Origin of the sequence: Flavobacterium psychraerolatum (genome assembly GCF_025960985.1) — a bacterium.
Classification (GTDB): domain Bacteria; phylum Bacteroidota; class Bacteroidia; order Flavobacteriales; family Flavobacteriaceae; genus Flavobacterium.
Window position 1 is genome coordinate 19,484 of the sequence record NZ_JAOQMX010000005.1, and the last position, 16,246, is coordinate 35,729.

Annotated in this window: 17 protein-coding genes; 5 read left to right on the plus strand and 12 right to left on the minus strand. The window is 33.2% G+C overall.

Annotated features, from left to right (window positions below; all coding sequences use genetic code 11):
- Positions 1-87: 87 nt before the first annotated feature.
- From M2326_RS03240 to porX, 5 genes are all read right to left on the minus strand, one after another.
- Complete coding sequence (locus M2326_RS03240; RefSeq protein WP_264618115.1) at positions 88-987, minus strand: mechanosensitive ion channel family protein; 900 nt, start codon at positions 985-987, stop codon at positions 88-90.
- A 351-nt stretch (positions 988-1,338) separates the two neighbouring features.
- The gene (locus M2326_RS03245) at positions 1,339-1,716 is read right to left on the minus strand and encodes a DUF4258 domain-containing protein (RefSeq protein WP_264618116.1); all 378 of its coding nucleotides are present in this window, start codon (positions 1,714-1,716) and stop codon (positions 1,339-1,341) included.
- Between the two features lie 38 nt (positions 1,717-1,754).
- Entirely contained in the window at positions 1,755-2,954 is a 1,200-nt protein-coding gene (locus M2326_RS03250; protein WP_264618221.1) for an alanine dehydrogenase, read from the minus strand.
- A gap of 219 nt (positions 2,955-3,173) precedes the next feature.
- Complete coding sequence (tsaE, locus tag M2326_RS03255) at positions 3,174-3,581, minus strand: tRNA (adenosine(37)-N6)-threonylcarbamoyltransferase complex ATPase subunit type 1 TsaE (protein ID WP_264618117.1); 408 nt, start codon at positions 3,579-3,581, stop codon at positions 3,174-3,176.
- A gap of 82 nt (positions 3,582-3,663) precedes the next feature.
- Positions 3,664-5,217, minus strand: coding sequence for a T9SS response regulator signal transducer PorX (porX, locus tag M2326_RS03260; protein WP_264618118.1), 1,554 nt, complete (start codon positions 5,215-5,217; stop codon positions 3,664-3,666).
- Positions 5,218-5,756: 539 nt separating this feature from the next.
- On the opposite strand from porX, the gene M2326_RS03265 reads away from it, so the two are divergent.
- The 5 genes from M2326_RS03265 (at position 5,757) to M2326_RS03285 (ending at position 8,815) form a co-directional block, all read left to right on the plus strand.
- The gene (locus tag M2326_RS03265; RefSeq protein ID WP_264618119.1) at positions 5,757-6,359 is read left to right on the plus strand and encodes a transcriptional regulator; all 603 of its coding nucleotides are present in this window, start codon (positions 5,757-5,759) and stop codon (positions 6,357-6,359) included.
- Positions 6,353-7,057 (plus strand): DUF3307 domain-containing protein, encoded by a 705-nt coding sequence (locus M2326_RS03270; protein WP_264618120.1) that lies wholly within the window; start codon positions 6,353-6,355, stop codon positions 7,055-7,057. Before M2326_RS03265 ends, M2326_RS03270 begins: the two co-directional genes overlap by 7 nt.
- 11 nt (positions 7,058-7,068) lie before the next feature.
- Entirely contained in the window at positions 7,069-8,016 is a 948-nt protein-coding gene (locus M2326_RS03275) for a M23 family metallopeptidase (protein ID WP_264618121.1), read from the plus strand.
- Between the two features lie 143 nt (positions 8,017-8,159).
- Positions 8,160-8,597 (plus strand): CBS domain-containing protein, encoded by a 438-nt coding sequence (locus M2326_RS03280; RefSeq protein ID WP_264618122.1) that lies wholly within the window; start codon positions 8,160-8,162, stop codon positions 8,595-8,597.
- Positions 8,598-8,629: 32 nt separating this feature from the next.
- A complete protein-coding gene (locus tag M2326_RS03285; protein ID WP_264618123.1) occupies positions 8,630-8,815 on the plus strand; it encodes a membrane or secreted protein in 186 nt (61 codons plus the stop codon).
- Here the strand turns inward: M2326_RS03285 and M2326_RS03290 are convergent.
- The 7 genes from M2326_RS03290 to M2326_RS03320 all read right to left on the minus strand — a co-directional run bounded on the left by M2326_RS03290 (position 8,812) and on the right by M2326_RS03320 (position 16,020).
- Entirely contained in the window at positions 8,812-9,816 is a 1,005-nt protein-coding gene (locus M2326_RS03290) for an FAD:protein FMN transferase (RefSeq protein ID WP_264618124.1), read from the minus strand. The genes M2326_RS03285 and M2326_RS03290 overlap by 4 nt on opposite strands.
- Positions 9,817-9,924: 108 nt before the next feature.
- Positions 9,925-11,190: an NADH:ubiquinone reductase (Na(+)-transporting) subunit F gene (nqrF, locus tag M2326_RS03295; protein ID WP_264618125.1), complete on the minus strand. Its 1,266-nt coding sequence runs from the start codon at positions 11,188-11,190 to the stop codon at positions 9,925-9,927.
- A gap of 19 nt (positions 11,191-11,209) precedes the next feature.
- Positions 11,210-11,824, minus strand: coding sequence for an NADH:ubiquinone reductase (Na(+)-transporting) subunit E (nqrE, locus tag M2326_RS03300; protein WP_264618126.1), 615 nt, complete (start codon positions 11,822-11,824; stop codon positions 11,210-11,212).
- Between the two features lie 30 nt (positions 11,825-11,854).
- Positions 11,855-12,535: an NADH:ubiquinone reductase (Na(+)-transporting) subunit D gene (locus tag M2326_RS03305; protein ID WP_264618127.1), complete on the minus strand. Its 681-nt coding sequence runs from the start codon at positions 12,533-12,535 to the stop codon at positions 11,855-11,857.
- Positions 12,536-12,546: 11 nt separating this feature from the next.
- Positions 12,547-13,278, minus strand: coding sequence for an NADH:ubiquinone reductase (Na(+)-transporting) subunit C (nqrC, locus tag M2326_RS03310; RefSeq protein WP_264618128.1), 732 nt, complete (start codon positions 13,276-13,278; stop codon positions 12,547-12,549).
- 9 nt (positions 13,279-13,287) lie between these two features.
- On the minus strand, positions 13,288-14,451 hold the full coding sequence (locus M2326_RS03315; RefSeq protein WP_264618129.1) for an NADH:ubiquinone reductase (Na(+)-transporting) subunit B: 1,164 nt from the start codon (positions 14,449-14,451) through the stop codon (positions 13,288-13,290).
- Positions 14,452-14,664: 213 nt separating this feature from the next.
- Positions 14,665-16,020, minus strand: coding sequence for a Na(+)-translocating NADH-quinone reductase subunit A (locus M2326_RS03320; protein ID WP_264618130.1), 1,356 nt, complete (start codon positions 16,018-16,020; stop codon positions 14,665-14,667).
- Positions 16,021-16,246 lie beyond the last annotated feature (226 nt).

Sequence of the window (16,246 nt, forward strand, 5' to 3'; positions counted from 1 at the left end):
TTGAGATAAAACAACAAAAGCAACTCACTACAAGTTGCTTTTATTATATCTTAAGTTCATATTTAATTGAAAGCAAAAAATAAACTATTATTCTTTTTCGTTGGTTATATGTACGGGTATTTCGCTTAAAGATACACCTCCTTTAATACCAAAATCTAGAGTTCTGATAGGGAAAGGAATCATAATATCATTAGCGTCATATGCTTTCTTAATTTTAATTATAGCTTCACTTCCAACTTTGTTATAAACAGATTGTTCAGGAGTATTAATCCACATTCTTATTGATAAATTGACAGAACTATCACCAAATTCAACAAAAATAACAGTTACTTCATCTTCTTTAGAAAGTTCAACTATATCACTAACTGCATTTAAAGTAATATCTCTAACCTTTTCTAAATCATCACCATAAGAAACTCCTACACTCAAATCAAAGCGCCTTTTCTGTAAAATTGTATAATTTTCGATAGGATTTTGAAAGACTTCTTTGTTTGGTATTATAACTGTTTTTCCTTGAAAAGTTTCTAAAACGGTGTCACGAAGATTAATCATGATGACTTTCCCCATGTAATCCTTAATTTGGACTATATCACCAACTTTTAGAGGTTTTCTAAAAGATATAAATATTCCAGACATAAAATTGGCTGCAATATCCTGAAATGCAAATGCTAATGCTAGTCCTAATATACCAGCACCCGCTAATATCGAAGTTACTGCTTTATCCAAATTTAGAATAGTTAACACAGTAAAAAGTACTATTCCTATAAATGTAAAGTAAACTATTGTACTGAATAGATTATTAAGTGTAAGGTTGTTGGAAATTTTAGCTATTAATTTTCTAGTTATTTTTCTCACGAATTTAGCAATAAAAAAACCAATTGCAAACACGACGGCTGCCATTGCTATATTGGGTAATAGCATAATTAAAGCTTCAAGCCAATCTGTTATTTTTACAGCGATTAAGGAATAAATTTTATCGATATCCATTTTTATTTTAGATTTTAATGTCAATTTTTGACGTTCATAAATAACTAAGGTAATAAATCATTTTATCGGTCGCAACTTAATAAGGATTGATTATCAAATAAATACTTATGTTATTGAAAATTAGACATATACTATTATTTATAATCTTAATTATAATAATAGAAGTCGGAATGAGCTATTAATTTGCTAAATATTTTTATTAATAGATTAAAATGAAATAACCATATCTTTCTACAAAAATACCCCCAAATAGTCTCTAACTTTTTGGGGGCAGTGTATTGTTGTAAAATAAAAAAGTGTTTTTATATAAATTTTCATTTTTTTTAAATAGAAAATCACCCTGTGAGCTTCTTATTTTTTGATAATCTCTTCCAAAACTGCTTTATTAGAGCGGTTGATTACTTTTAATATGATAGGTTGATCTTTGGTAGTTTTCCCCTCAATTACATACATTTTATTATTTTTTCCAAACTCAGTATTACTTTGATCAAAATCTATATCTCCAAACTCTAAGGTGTTTTTGATATCAATGGTATCAATCCAAGGTTGAGCCAATACAGCAGATGCTTTTGGAGAATATACGAATGGTTTGTTGCGCAGGTCATTAAGTACTCTGGCATTGGGAAAATAGTTGCAACGAGTATCTTTTCCGCTAAAAACCATCGCGACAAAGAATAAGCCCATTACTAATCCGACTAAATAGTAGGCAAAACGGTGAAAGAAATTCATGTAATTTTATTTTGGTGCAAAGGTAAAATAAAGATTCTTTAAAATACAATTAAATTGATATCGTTATTGGGTAAATTAAACCAATCTCCAATGGCTTTGTTTGTCAAAATGCCGTGATAGAGGTAAACCCCATTTTTGAGTCCCACATCGCAGCGAATTGCCGACTCAATACCACCATCTTCTGCAATTTGCATTAAATAAGGGGTAATGATATTACTTATGGATAAGGAAGCGGTCTTGGAATAGCGAGATGCAATATTGGGTACACAATAATGCAAGACATTACTTTTTATAAAAGTAGGTTTTTCGTGTGTAGTAACTTCAGATGTTTCAAAACAGCCTCCAGTGTCGATACTCACGTCTACAATTATAGCCCCTTTTTTCATGTGTTCGACCATGGTCTCAGACACTACTACTGGGCAGCGTTGCACACCACGCAAAGCACCAATAGCCACATCACAACGTCGCAAAGCTTTAGTTAATGCTTTTGTTTGAATTGTAGATGTAAAAATTCTCTGATTCAATGTATTTTGCAGCCTACGCAATTTTGTAATAGAATTATCAAATACCTTAACACTTGCACCTAGTCCTAGAGCTGTTTTAGCTGCAAATTCAGCGACAGTTCCAGCACCTATAATTACGATTTCGGTTGGGGGAACTCCTGTAATATTTCCAATTAAGAGTCCTTTTCCAAAATCATTGGTAATCATTAATTCGGCAGCAATGAGTATTGATGCGGTTCCTGCGATTTCGCTTGTTGAACGCACAGCAGGATAGGATCCATCTTCATCTTTAATATATTCAAATGCTAGTGCAGTTATTTTCTTTTTGCTCAGCGCTTCAAAATAGGCTTTACTTTTGGTTTTTAATTGTATGGATGAAATAAGAATTGTTTTGGGATTCATCATTTCGATTTCTCCAATAGTAGGTGCACCAATCTTCAGAACCATAGGACAACCAAAAACTTTTTGGGTATCATGTGTAATTTCGGCTCCAGCATCACTATATTCTTTGTCTGTATAACTAGAGTTTTCACCTGCACCAGACTCAATCATCACACGATGTCCGTGATGCGTTAGGGTATTAACAGCATCTGGTGTCAAACAAATGCGGCGCTCTTGGTAACTAGTCTCACTAGGAATACCTATAAAAAGTTCGCTCTTTCGCTTGGATACTTCCAGTTTTTCTTCTTGCGGGAGTAACTGCTCTTTGGTAAATGGTGTAATCGCTATAGATATTGACATTGTTTACTGTGATAATTGAAAAGTAAAATTACATAAAAAGTTTAAAATAAGCGATTACAGTGGCTAATATTAACCAATTGTTTTAACTAGAACATATTTGACAGTTTTAGTTTACCTTAAAATCATTTTAGATCACTTTCAGGAAGTAATTATAAGTTTAAAATAAAAGAGTAATCTGTAATTTGTATTTTTTTTTTAATACAAAGTACCTATTTACTGCAATTCTAAAACGCGCTTACCATCTGCTAAGGTTTTTATTGTAATGACAGAATGTTTCTCCGGTATCAGATTCGGAATGTTTTCAGCCCATTCGATAAAACACCAATGACCAGAATATAAATACTCATCTACCCCCATATCCATTGCTTCTGTCTCATTTTTTAGACGGTAAAAATCAAAATGATAAATCAATTGATTTTCAGATGCTTCGTATTCATTTACTAAAGAAAAAGTTGGACTACTTGTAGCACCCTTAACTCCAAGTTTATTAGTCAATGCTTTAATAAAAGTCGTTTTTCCAGCCCCCATATCCCCGTGAAAAAGAATCACTCTTTCTGGATTTTGGGCTACTACTTTTTCTGCTACTGAGGTAATTTCTTCTAATGAAAAAATAAATTCCATACTCTTAATTTTTATTATATTAAATACTTTGTCCTTGGTCGTAAAAATAAGAGATCAAGGACAATGTATAGGCCTATAGTAACTATTTTGGATTAAATACTAAGCACGGTATAATCATTTCTTCCAATGAGATTCCACCATGTTGGTATGTATTCTTATAATAGCCTACATAATGGTTGTAGTTATTGACATAAGCCAAGAACAAATCATTTTTGGCAAAAATATACGAACTAGTCATATTTATTATCGGTAAACCAATCTTTTTTGGGTCCTTTACAGCATATACATCTTTTTGCTCGTAAGTCAAGCTTCGCCCAGTTTTATAACGTAGGTTAAGACTTGTATTTTTGTCGCCCACCACTTTTGATGGGTTGCGAACATTAATCGTTCCGTGATCAGTGGTAAGTACCATTTTGAAACCCAATGCTTGTGCTTGTTGAATAATCTCAAGCAAAGGCGAATTTTTAAACCAGCTTAATGTCAACGATCGGTAGGCTTTGTCATCAGATGCCAATTCTTTAACCACATCCATTTCGGTTTTTGCGTGCGACAGCATATCAACAAAATTATAGACAATAGTCACCAAATCATTACTTTTTAACGCCTTGAAGTTCTCAGATAATTTCTTTCCACTCGCCAAATTGGTGATTTTAAAATAATCTTCTTTGATATTCAACCCCAAACGCTTCAATTGTGCAGTAAGTAACTCGGCTTCATACAGGTTTTTTCCGCCTTCCTCTGGGTCATTTTTCCAATATTGCGGAAATTTTTTCTCAATATCTACTGGTAATAAACCAGCAAAAATCGCATTTCTTGCATACTGCGTTGCAGTAGGCAGGATAGAGTAGTATGGAATTTCTTTTTCTAATTTGTAATGGTTAGCCACCACTTCTTCAAAAACCTTCCATTGATCGTAACGCAAATTGTCAATCACTACAAAAAGTACAGGTTTGTCTTTTTTTACCAATTCGGGTACTACAACTTCTTTGAATAGAGTATGTGATTGCACTGGCTTATCAGCTTTTGGTTCGAACCAATCTTCATAATTACGCTCTATGAATTTTCCAAATTGGGAATTGGCCTCTTGTTTTTGAGATTCCAATATTTCGGTAAGCGAGTGGTCGTTAATGTTTTCTAAATTAAGTTCCCAGAAAATCAATTTTTTATACAACTCAATCCAATCTTCGTAGGAATTAACCATTCCCATCTCCATCGAAATCTTACGAAATTCCTTTTGATAGTCTAACGTTGTTTTCTCGGTAACCAAACGAGAATGATCTAGGTTTTTCTTCAGACTTAACAAAATCTGATTTGGATTTACCGGTTTGATTAAATAATCGGCAATTTTAGAGCCTATGGCTTCCTCCATAATATATTCTTCCTCACTCTTGGTAATCATAATCATGGGTACCGCAGATTTTTTCTCCTTCATTTCTGCAAGCGTTTCCAATCCGCTCATCCCGGGCATATTTTCATCTAAAAAAACAATATCAAAAGATTCGTTTTCAAATATTTCAATGGCATCACGGCCATTATTACAAGTGGTTACACTGTAATTTTTTTTTTCCAAAAATAGGATGTGTGGTTTGAGATAATCAATTTCATCATCAACCCAAAGTATTTTTATTTTGTCCATAGTATAGTCGTTTTAAGTTGTCACATGTAGCAATCAATGTGCCAATTTACAGTATTTAGAAGTGTAATATTCCTAATTTTATTATAAAAATAATGAAAAAGATACAATTCTGTTTTGGTAACATTAATTGTATTTTGGGTTCCCGATAGCTATCAGAAAGAAAAAAGCGGATTGTCACATTCGTTTTAATTCCTTAATTCGTTTTACTAGTTTTTGGGCTTTTTACTACTATACTTCAGCTTAAAAAATGTCAATTTACAAAACAAGTATTTAACGAATTTGTCAGTAGAAGGAGACTTAGATAATTGATTATAAAACTACTACCTGAATTTATCCCAAAATAATACCTTTTTTTACTTTCGATAAAAAACAATTTGTATTTCAATTTTAGTTACTTTTAGGTATTCTATTTTTTTCTAAAAATTAGATTAAAAATAAATATCTGCTATTAACTGGATATTGTTTTTTATATGCTTTTTAGTATATAATTTTCATTATCTGCTTTTAAGTATATATATTTACAAACTAAACACCAATTTATGTTTGCAGTACTCACAGGAGACATCATTCAATCACAACAAACCGCTGTATCGATTTGGATCACCGCTTTGAAGGACATTTTGAATCAATATGGCACTAGTCCAAAAGATTGGGAGATTTACCGCGGGGATAGTTTTCAAATTATAAGCACTCCAGAAAATGTTTTAAATTTGAGTTTAATTATCAAATCCTATCTAAAAAGCAAAAATATCAACGTACGCATGGCCATTGGTATTGGAGATATTAACTATAGAACCGATAAAGCAACAGAGTCTAATGGGAGCGCTTTTATAAATTCAGGAACTTGTTTTGATAGCTTGAAAAAACAAACCCTAGCGTTGCAAACCCCTTGGAATACCATGAACGCCGTATTGCGTATCATGTTGGATTTGGCCTTACTTACCATGGATAAATGGACTGTAAAAACAGCTGAAGCAGTTTGCTATAAACTTCAAAATCCAACAATGAATCAAAAAGAGATTGCCCAAAAATTGGGTAATAAAGGGCAAGGAAACATCAGCGAAGCTCTGAAAAGGGGAGGCTATGACGAAATTAACCAACTGTTACATTATTACCAAAAAAGTATTCTTGAATTATGTTAACACTATTCATCCCTTTTTTATTGGCACATTTTGTAGGCGATTTTTTATTGCAACCCAATAAATGGGTCAAAGCAAAATCCGTGGCCAAACAAAGACCAAAATACTTATCCTATCATACAATTGTACATGGAGTAGTACTCGTGGTAGCATTGCAATTTCAGCTGCAGTATTGGGTCGGGATTCTCGCCGTACTCCTCACGCATTTTGCAATTGATTGGTTCAAATTAGAATACCAAAACAAACAAAATGAAATCTCATTATTCTTTGGTGATCAATTGGCTCACCTACTTGTGATTGTCACTGTCGTATATTGCTATGAACCATTTGTATATGATCCTACAATAATTTCATTCGCTCAAATACTATTATTATTGATGGCAATACTGTTGCAAACAGAGGTCTCAGCTATCATCATGCGGATTTTATTGTCCAAATGGAAAATGAAAGAGGAATATCCCAACCAAGCCGGTAAGTATATCGGAATTTTGGAACGCCTCTTTATTTTTGGTTTTATAGTAATGAATTATTGGGAAGGAATCGGTTTTTTATTGGCTGCCAAATCTATATTTCGTTTTGGTGACCTAAACAATGCCAAGGACCGTAATTTAACCGAATATGTATTAATTGGAACATTGATTAGTTTTGGACTAGCGATGCTAATTGCACTTGGTTATCAATACGTAAACATATATTTATAAAACACCACTATATGATAAAGAAAAATTACTTTTTGGTTATTGTACTAAGTTTATTAACAATGAATATATCCTTAAAACTACTAGCACAAGAACGCGCAGTAGAAGTTAGCTCAATTCGTAATTCGGATAAATCGGTAGATATCCTATACCAAAAAAACAAACCAGGTAGTTATACTATAAAAGTAAAATTCTCTAACATAACCAATACATTTGTATCCGATTATGAAGATGTTATTCAATATGATTCTGGAACATTATTAACTTTAAGACCGCAAAACAGTAATCAGGATATTGGATATAGTTATAACTACAGCTATAGTATGGGGAACCAAAAACCAAAAGTAGACAGCTTATTTCAATATTTACTACCATTCAAAAAAGGAAAAAAAGTAACTGTTTACGAAAGCACTAATTTAAATGAAGAATACTTTGGTGCTGAAAAATTAGACAGTTGGAAATCTTATCACATCACAAGTACAACAGCTGACAGTATTTTTGCTATGCGTAAAGGAATTGTGGTAGAGTTAAAAAATGAATACCAAACGGATACTATAACTAATATGGTATACACCAGTAAAAAAAATACACTAATTATTGAACATGAAGATGGTACATATGCCGCCTATAAAGGTTTAAAAAAAGATAGTTTTAAAGTCAAATTGGGAGATATAGTCTACCCAAGTACAATGTTAGGAGTATTAGATCGATTCAATAATAAAAGATATGTTTTGCATTTTAATATTTATTACCACGACCTAAGTCGTAACGTTGACAATACAAATGCAACTCTTAAAACAGCCAAGAGTAGATATGCTTTTATAGCACCCTATTTTTTCACCAAAGAAGGATTAATCAAAATTGTACCCAAAAGTAGTTTTACCGCTGAAACAAAGGAAACAATCATCAGAAAAGAGATGTCCAAAAAAGAGATTAAACAACAAATGAAAAATGAAATTTAATTATTCTATAAAAAAACTCAAGCTATTTACTTCTTGATTTTTTTTGTGTTTACCTGACGAAATAAAGACAAATAAATAACACTTTTTTATAGTATTAAACAGATTTTTTTATTAAATTTAAGGGTAACATAAAACTATCTAATATGACTGTAGATCAAATATTAAGCGAAAAAGGAAACGAAGTTCATTCTATACTTTCTACCATTACAGTATATGAAGCTTTGAGGATAATGGGGGAAAGGAATGTTGGTGCAGTACTAGTTATTGAAAATGATATTTTGAAAGGAATATTATCAGAAAGAGACTATGCTCGAAAAGTGGTTCTAAAAAATAAAGCATCAAAGGAAACATTTGTCCATGAAATCATGGATATGGAGATTATTACTGTAAAGCCAACAGATGATATCAATTATTGTATGGATCTAATTACAAATAAAAGGGTCCGACATTTACCTGTTCTGTTTGAGGAACGAGTAATCGGAATTGTGTCAATTGGTGATGTAGTAAAATCTATTATTGCCTTACAAAAAAACACAATTGATCACCTTGATTCCTATATCCACGGTACAAAAGCACAGTAGTCATTAATTAATTCAATCATAAAGAAAATTGTATGGTCACTATTATGCTTTCGATTCTACTTTTAGGACTAGGAATTGCTGGAATAGCCATCAAACTGTTAGTTAAAAAAAACGGACGCTTTTCGGGTACATGTAGTAGTAATAATCCGCTGCTACAAGGCGATGGGGAGTCGTGTGGAATATGTGGAGCCAAACCACAGGAAAGATGCAAATCTTAATTTAATTGTTTAATTTGTTTCTTTAAACTCTCCGAAGCATAGGTTTTCCATTTTCCTTTTTCGTCATAAATGAAATATACTTCCAATTTTAAACTTTTATTTTTTTCTAAAAAAGCAATTGATTTTTGCAATCCCATTACCATAAAAGCAGTAGCATATGCATCGGCTGTAATTCCATCATCGGCAATTACAGTAGTGCTTAGTAAATTGTGTTTGGCAGGATAACCTGTTTTGGGATTAATAATGTGGGACAGTTTTTGATTTCCTTCTATATAAAATTTTCGATAATTTCCAGATGTAGCTAGTGCTTTATTATTTAAATTAATAATGGCTTCTAGTTGCCTTCCTTCTGATTCCTCTTCAGTAGGTTGATCAATACCTACTTTCCATTCATCATTTTCTTTTTTTCCTTTGGCTCTTAATTCTCCTCCCAATTCGACTAAATAGTTATTTATGCCTTTCTCTTCAAGAAAATTAGCTATAATATCTACAGAATATCCTTGTGCAATAGCATTAAAATCAATTTTAATAGCTGGTTTTTCTTTTATGATTTTATTTCCCTTCAAGAAAACTAATTTATAATCTACCAATTCTAATAAACTATCTATTTGGGATGTGTTTAAAGTTTTTTTTGTAGAAGGACCAAATCCCAAAGAATTCACTAAGGGACCGACAGTAATATCAAAATTTCCATCTGTTTTTTGAGAAACTTCTTTAGATTTGTTAAAAACAGTTTTAAAATAGTCATCGACAACAACATTCTTTTCGTTATTGTTTATCCTAGAAATGATAGAGGTAGGAATCCATGTAGACATCGAGCCATCAATGGTAGCGAGTAGTGAATCAATTTCTTTTTTATAATCAATTCCGTTCTCACATAAATAAGTGATATGATAGGTAGTTCCTTGTGAATTCCCTTCAAGCTTTATTATTTTTTTATTGAACGAACAACTCGTTAATAGTACTAAAATACTAAGAAGTAGAAAAAGTGTTTTTGTCATAAAATTATTTTGTTGTGCCACGCAGCCAGTAAGATTTTATGTTTTTAAAATGATTAGAAAGGTAAATATTTTTTAGATGCCCTTAAAATTTCATTACGAATGAATTCGTTAACTTCCAAAATCATCAAAGGCAATATTTTCTGCAGGGACGCCGAGTTGATCCAACATTTTGAGCACGGCAGCATTCATCATTGGTGGACCACAAATATAATATTCAATGTCTTCGGGAGCTTCATGCTCTTTCAAATAATTCTCGAATAATACATTATGAATAAACCCCGTATATCCCGTCCAATTGTCTTCTGGTAAAGGCTCTGACAAAGCGATATTATAATGGAAATTCGTGAAATTTTCTTCAATTTCCTTGTATTCATTGGTGTAAAAAACCTCTTTGGAAGACCTTCCTCCATACCAAAAACTCACTTTTCTATCTTTTTCTTTTAAGGTATGAAAAAGGTGGAATAAATGAGATCGTAAAGGTGCCATTCCTGCTCCTCCACCTATATAAATCATTTCTTTTTTACTAGGCTTAATATGGAAATCACCAAATGGACCTGCAATATTTACTTTATCACCTGGTTTCAGTGAAAAAACATATGAAGAGGCAACACCAGGATTCAGTTTCATAAAACCACCATTTTTTCGGTCAAATGGAGGAGTCGCCAACCGAACGTTGAGCATAACAATATTTCCTTCCGCTGGGTGATTTGCCATCGAATAGGCTCTAAAGATTTCTTCTGTATTTTTCATTTTTAAATCCCAAATCCCAAATTTGTCATAGTCACTCTTAAATTGGTCTGCAATCTTATATAATTCTGTTTTAAAATTTACTTCGACCTCAGGAATGTCAATTTGAATGTAAGACCCTGACTCAAAATTAAGAAATTCACCCTCAGGTAATTTAACCACTAATTCTTTGATATATGTAGCTACATTGTTATTGGATACTACTTCGCATTCCCATTTTTGGATGCCCAGAATACTGGCAGGAATAACGATTTCCATATCTTGCTTTACTTTTACTTGGCATCCTAATCTCCAATTATTTTGCTGTTCTTTTCTCGAAAAATAAGGAGTTTCGGTTGGTAATATTTCACCACCACCAGATAAAACTTGACATTTACACGTTCCACAAGTTCCACCACCACCACAAGCAGAGGGTAAAAATATTTTTTTATTAGACAAAGTTGTTAGTAAGGATGAACCTGCTACAGTTTCAATTTCATCATCTTCGTTGATGATAATTTTGACTAATCCCGAAGGAGTAAGTTTTGATTTAGCAAACAGAATTAAAGAGACCAATAATGTAATGAAAAGTAAAAATACAAGTACGCTACTAATTATCGTTGTGCTATTTATATCTAATTGTATCATTTTTAATTTGATTATAGATTTATATCGAAATCCCCATAAAGCTCATAAATGCAATTGCCATCAAACCCGTTAAAATAAACGTAATACCCAAGCCTCTCAAAGGGGCAGGTACATTTGAATAGCGTAATTTCTCTCTACTAGCGGCCAATGCTACAATTGCCAAAAACCAGCCTACACCAGAACCAAAGGCAAAAACAGTTGCTTCTACTACACTTGCATATTCTCTTTCTTGCATGAATAATGCACCTCCCAAAATTGAACAGTTAACCGCAATTAGTGGTAAAAATATTCCTAAAGAGGAGTATAATGCAGGAGCATATTTTTCAACAATCATCTCTACCAATTGTACGATAGAAGCAATGGTTGCAATAAACATTATAAAACTCAAAAAACTAAGATCTACTGTTTTAAATTCCGGCGATAACCATTGCAAAGCACCCGCTTTCAAAACAAATTTTTCTAAAATATAACATACTGGAACAGAAATTGTTAATACAAAGGTAACTGCAAGTCCTAATCCAACAGCGCTTTTTACGGTTTTTGAAATGGCCAAGTAGGAACACATACCTAGGAAATAGGCAAATATCATGTTCTCAATAAAAACCGCTTTTATAAAAATATTAATATTTTCCATAATGAAATGTTTAATTCTTTCTGTAGATAATTATTTAGATTCAATAAGTTTTTGATTTCGACTTCTTTGAATCCAAATAAGAATGCCTACAATGATTAGTGCCATGGGCGGCATAATGACAAGGCTATTATTGAAATACCCCATATCATAAATGGATTGCGGAATAATACGATAACCCATCAATTCTCCTGATCCAAATAACTCTCTTATCATAGAAACGATGACCAAAATTAAGCCATAACCAAATCCGTTTCCAATGCCGTCCAAAAACGATGGCCAAGGTTTGTTCGCCATTGCAAAGGCTTCCAAACGTCCCATGATTATGCAATTGGTAATGATTAACCCCACAAATACAGATAATTGTTTACTAACATCAAAGACAAAAGCTTTTAAAAATTGATCTACTAGAATCACCATCGCTGCAACCACCGTTAGCTGAACGATAATCCGAATCCGATTTGGGATAATATTTCGAATCAATGAAATAATCACATTTGAAAAAGCACAAACGACAATTACCGCTAGTGCCATCACAATAGATGGTTTCATTTTTACAGTTACAGCAAGTGCAGAGCAAATCCCCAATACTTGTACCGTAATGGGATTAGTATCATTCAATGGATCATATAAAAGTCTTTTGTTTTTTATCGAAAACAAAGGCTTTTTATCTTTTTTTTGTTTTGCAGGAACTGCGATTGTTTCTTTACTCATATCCTGATCTTTTAGTTTGTAGAAGCTACTGCGTCTTGTTTTTTGAAATACGGAATGTAATTTTTAACGGTTCTTTTGATCATTTCAGAGACACCTTTACTGGTGATAGTTGCACCTGATATTGCATCAACAGCATGTGTATCTCCTGGTTTTGCACCACCTTTGATTGCAGTAACCGAAACAAATTTACCCGATTTATCTAATATTTTTTTGCCAACATATTGCTGCTGGAATTTTTCAGTTGCTATCTCAGCCCCCAATCCAGGTGTTTCACTTTTATGAGCAAAACTAACACCGTACACCGTATTCATATCACTTTCAAGCGAAATAAACCCCCAAATAGGTCCCCACAATCCTTTTCCTCTTATCGGTATAATGTAAAAAGTTTTTCCATCTTTAGTACAAAGGAAGAGTGGGAACAACTGATTGTTCGCCTCTCCAGTTTTGGCTTTATCCAATTCTTTTTTAAGGTCAATATCAAAGGCAGGCGTACCACCTTTTACCTCTTCTCCTTTAGTATTCAATACAATTTGTTTGGTGATGTATTGCTTAAAAGTAGCTTCGGTATCGGTAGTCTCTGTTGGAATCGAAACACTCGTTAAAATATTTTTCATTTTTTCAATCCGAACATTTTTATCTTGGTAAGGCGCTAGGCTAATTGCCGTTACCGATAGCAATACGGCAATGACAACCACCATAACGGAGGAAAAAATAAACGTGGCTTTGTTACTGTCTTTATCCATTTTAATTTTTTATTGAGGAACTCTTTTTAGTCTTCTTTTGATATTAGCTTCTACAATATAATGGTCGATTAATGGCGCCATTACATTCATAAATAAAATCGCCAACATCATTCCTTCTGGATATGCAGGATTGAAAACTCGAAAGAGAATCGCTAGTAATCCTATCAAAAAACCATAGATGTATTTTCCAGTATTCGTTTGCGTTGCACTTACAGGATCAGTAGCCATAAAAATTGCTCCAAAGGCAAAACCTCCTAGTACCAAGTGATGCAGTGGACTGATTTGCATTAACGTATTCAATCCAAAAAAATTAAAAATTAACGCCATCAAAAAACCACCTGCAAAAACAGATCCCATAATCCGCCAACTCCCAATTCCTGTATACAATAAAATGGCCGCTCCAATCAAGCAAGCAAGGGTAGAAGTTTCCCCAATAGAACCTGGAATAGTACCCAGAAAGGACTCCATAACACTCGGTATTTTATTTGCAAAACCAGAAGCTGCATTTCCCAAAGCCGTGGCACCACTATAAGCATCAGCTACTACTTGTCCATTTTCAGTACTTGTATTGATCCAAACATCGTTTCCAGACATTTTACTTGGGTAGGCAAAAAATAAAAATGCTCTAGCAGTAAGCGCGGGATTTAAAATATTCATTCCAGTACCTCCGAAAACTTCTTTTCCTATAATGACTGCAAAAATTGTTGCCACAGCTAGCATCCATAAAGGGACATCAATCGGCATAATGAGGGGAATCAACATCCCTGAGACCAAAAAACCCTCATTAATGGTATGTTTGCTTATAATGGCAAAAATAAACTCCGTAGTTAATCCAGCTCCATAAGAGACCAAGATTAGTGGTACTACTTTTATGGCTCCAAAAATAAAATTATCCATCAGAGGAACATTCATAATTCCTAAGGCTTGGTGGTGTTGGTAGCCTATATTCCACATTCCAAATAGTAAACATGGAACGAGAGAAAGCACGACCAAAATCATGGTTCGTTTTAGGTCAATCGCATCACGTACATGTGTACCTTTACTTTTTGTGGTATGGTTGGGCACAAACAAAAAGGATTCAAACGCATCAAATGCTGGAAAGAATTTCTCTAGTTTTCCTCCTTTTTCAAAATTAGGTTTGAGGTTGTTTAGTAAGTTTCTAAGTGGCTTCAAATTCAGTTTTTTTTTAATGATTAAATTTGGTAACTATTAGATTATATTGGTATTATGTATGTTTAAATAAGTGACTACTTTAATTAATTATAGTTAGCTGAGCTTATTAATATCCTTTTGATTATATTTAAGTATAACAGCTTATATGGTCTTAAATTAAAAATTCACTTTAAACTTTTATAGATAAAATTATATGTATTATATGATTAAATGCTAACTAAACTCCTTCCGTACCCTATCCAGACCACGACGAATAATTTCTTGCGATTTAATTTTTGAGGTACAAACCAGTTCGCAGAGGGCAAAATCTTCTTCTGCTACTTCATAAATTCCTAGTTTTTCCATCATGTCGATATCTTCAATAAGTATAGATTTCAAAAGTTGAACGGGATAAATATCCATCGGAAACACTTTTTCATATTGTCCCGTTATTACAAAGGGGCGTTCCTCACCGTGTAAATTGGTATTTAGATCGTATTTTTTGTTAGGATTTAGCCAAGAGAAAAAAGTACGAGATACACTAAATTTCTCAAGTCCAGGAGTTAACCAACCCATAAATTCATACTCATTTCCTTCGGGGATTACCGTGATTTGTGAATCATAAAAGCCTAAATAACCATCCGCTAGAGTTTGGCTACCCGACAATATAGAACCGCTTATAATTCGGTTATTTCCACTTTTAAGACCAACGTCAGCAAGTATATTTTTTATAGAAGTCCCTACAATCGTTTTATAATATTTTGGATTGTCCACCTGAGATCCTGTTACTGCAATTGTTCTGGACGCATCAAAAATCCCTTCGGTAAACAATTTACCAATGATCACTACGTCTTGAGGATTAAGATACCAAACCACTTCACCCTTATTTATAGGGTCAATGTGGTGAATTTGGACGCCCACGTTTCCAGCAGGATGAGGACCTGATATGGTATTGATTTGCACTTTTTTTGCTTGACTAAAAACTGGAGCAGGGGAGTTACTCTCTTGAACATTCAAATGGATTTTCCCAGTAGTCAATTTAGCCAAAGCATCAATCCCAGTTTGAAAATGAGACTCTTCTGCAGAGAGAACGAAATCAATATCTGGAGCTAACGGATTTGTATCAAAGGCCGAAATAAATATGGCTTTGGGGTCATCATTAGGATTTGCAATTGTACCATACGGTCGTTGGCGAATCAATGGCCATATACCACTTTGTAATAGTTGTTCGGTAATTTGATTTCGAAAAAGTGAGTTGGGATCTGCTTTGGGAAATGAAACATATTTTATATCATGGTCAGTACGTATTTTAATTGCCAAAATAACTCTTTTGTCACCACGTACAATCTCAATGAGTTTTCCACTCACGGGAGCACAAAAAAGAAGGTGTTCGTTGTTTTTATCATAAAACAAAGGAGTTCCAGCTTCTACGGTAGTCCCTATTTCAAGTAGTAGCTTGGGAATCATACCCACAAAATCACTTGGTTGTATAGCAAATACCTCGGCGACAGGCAGGTCAATTATAAACTTCACTGCTTCACCTATCAATTTGAGGTTCATTCCCTGTTTAATTTTAATATATTCACTCATACATAAACTAGTTTTTTGTGGATAGTATTATTATGGACGAAATTCTTATATGCGATAATAATTTTTTGTAATTGTTATAAAACAGAAGTATAAAACACTAATTTACTGAATTTGTGTAGATTAAACAACTATTAACTCAATTTTAATTAAAGATAATAGTTGAGTAGATGAAAAGTAATTATTGCTAAAAGCAAGTCAAAGGAAAAGGATTATAATAATTGAAAAA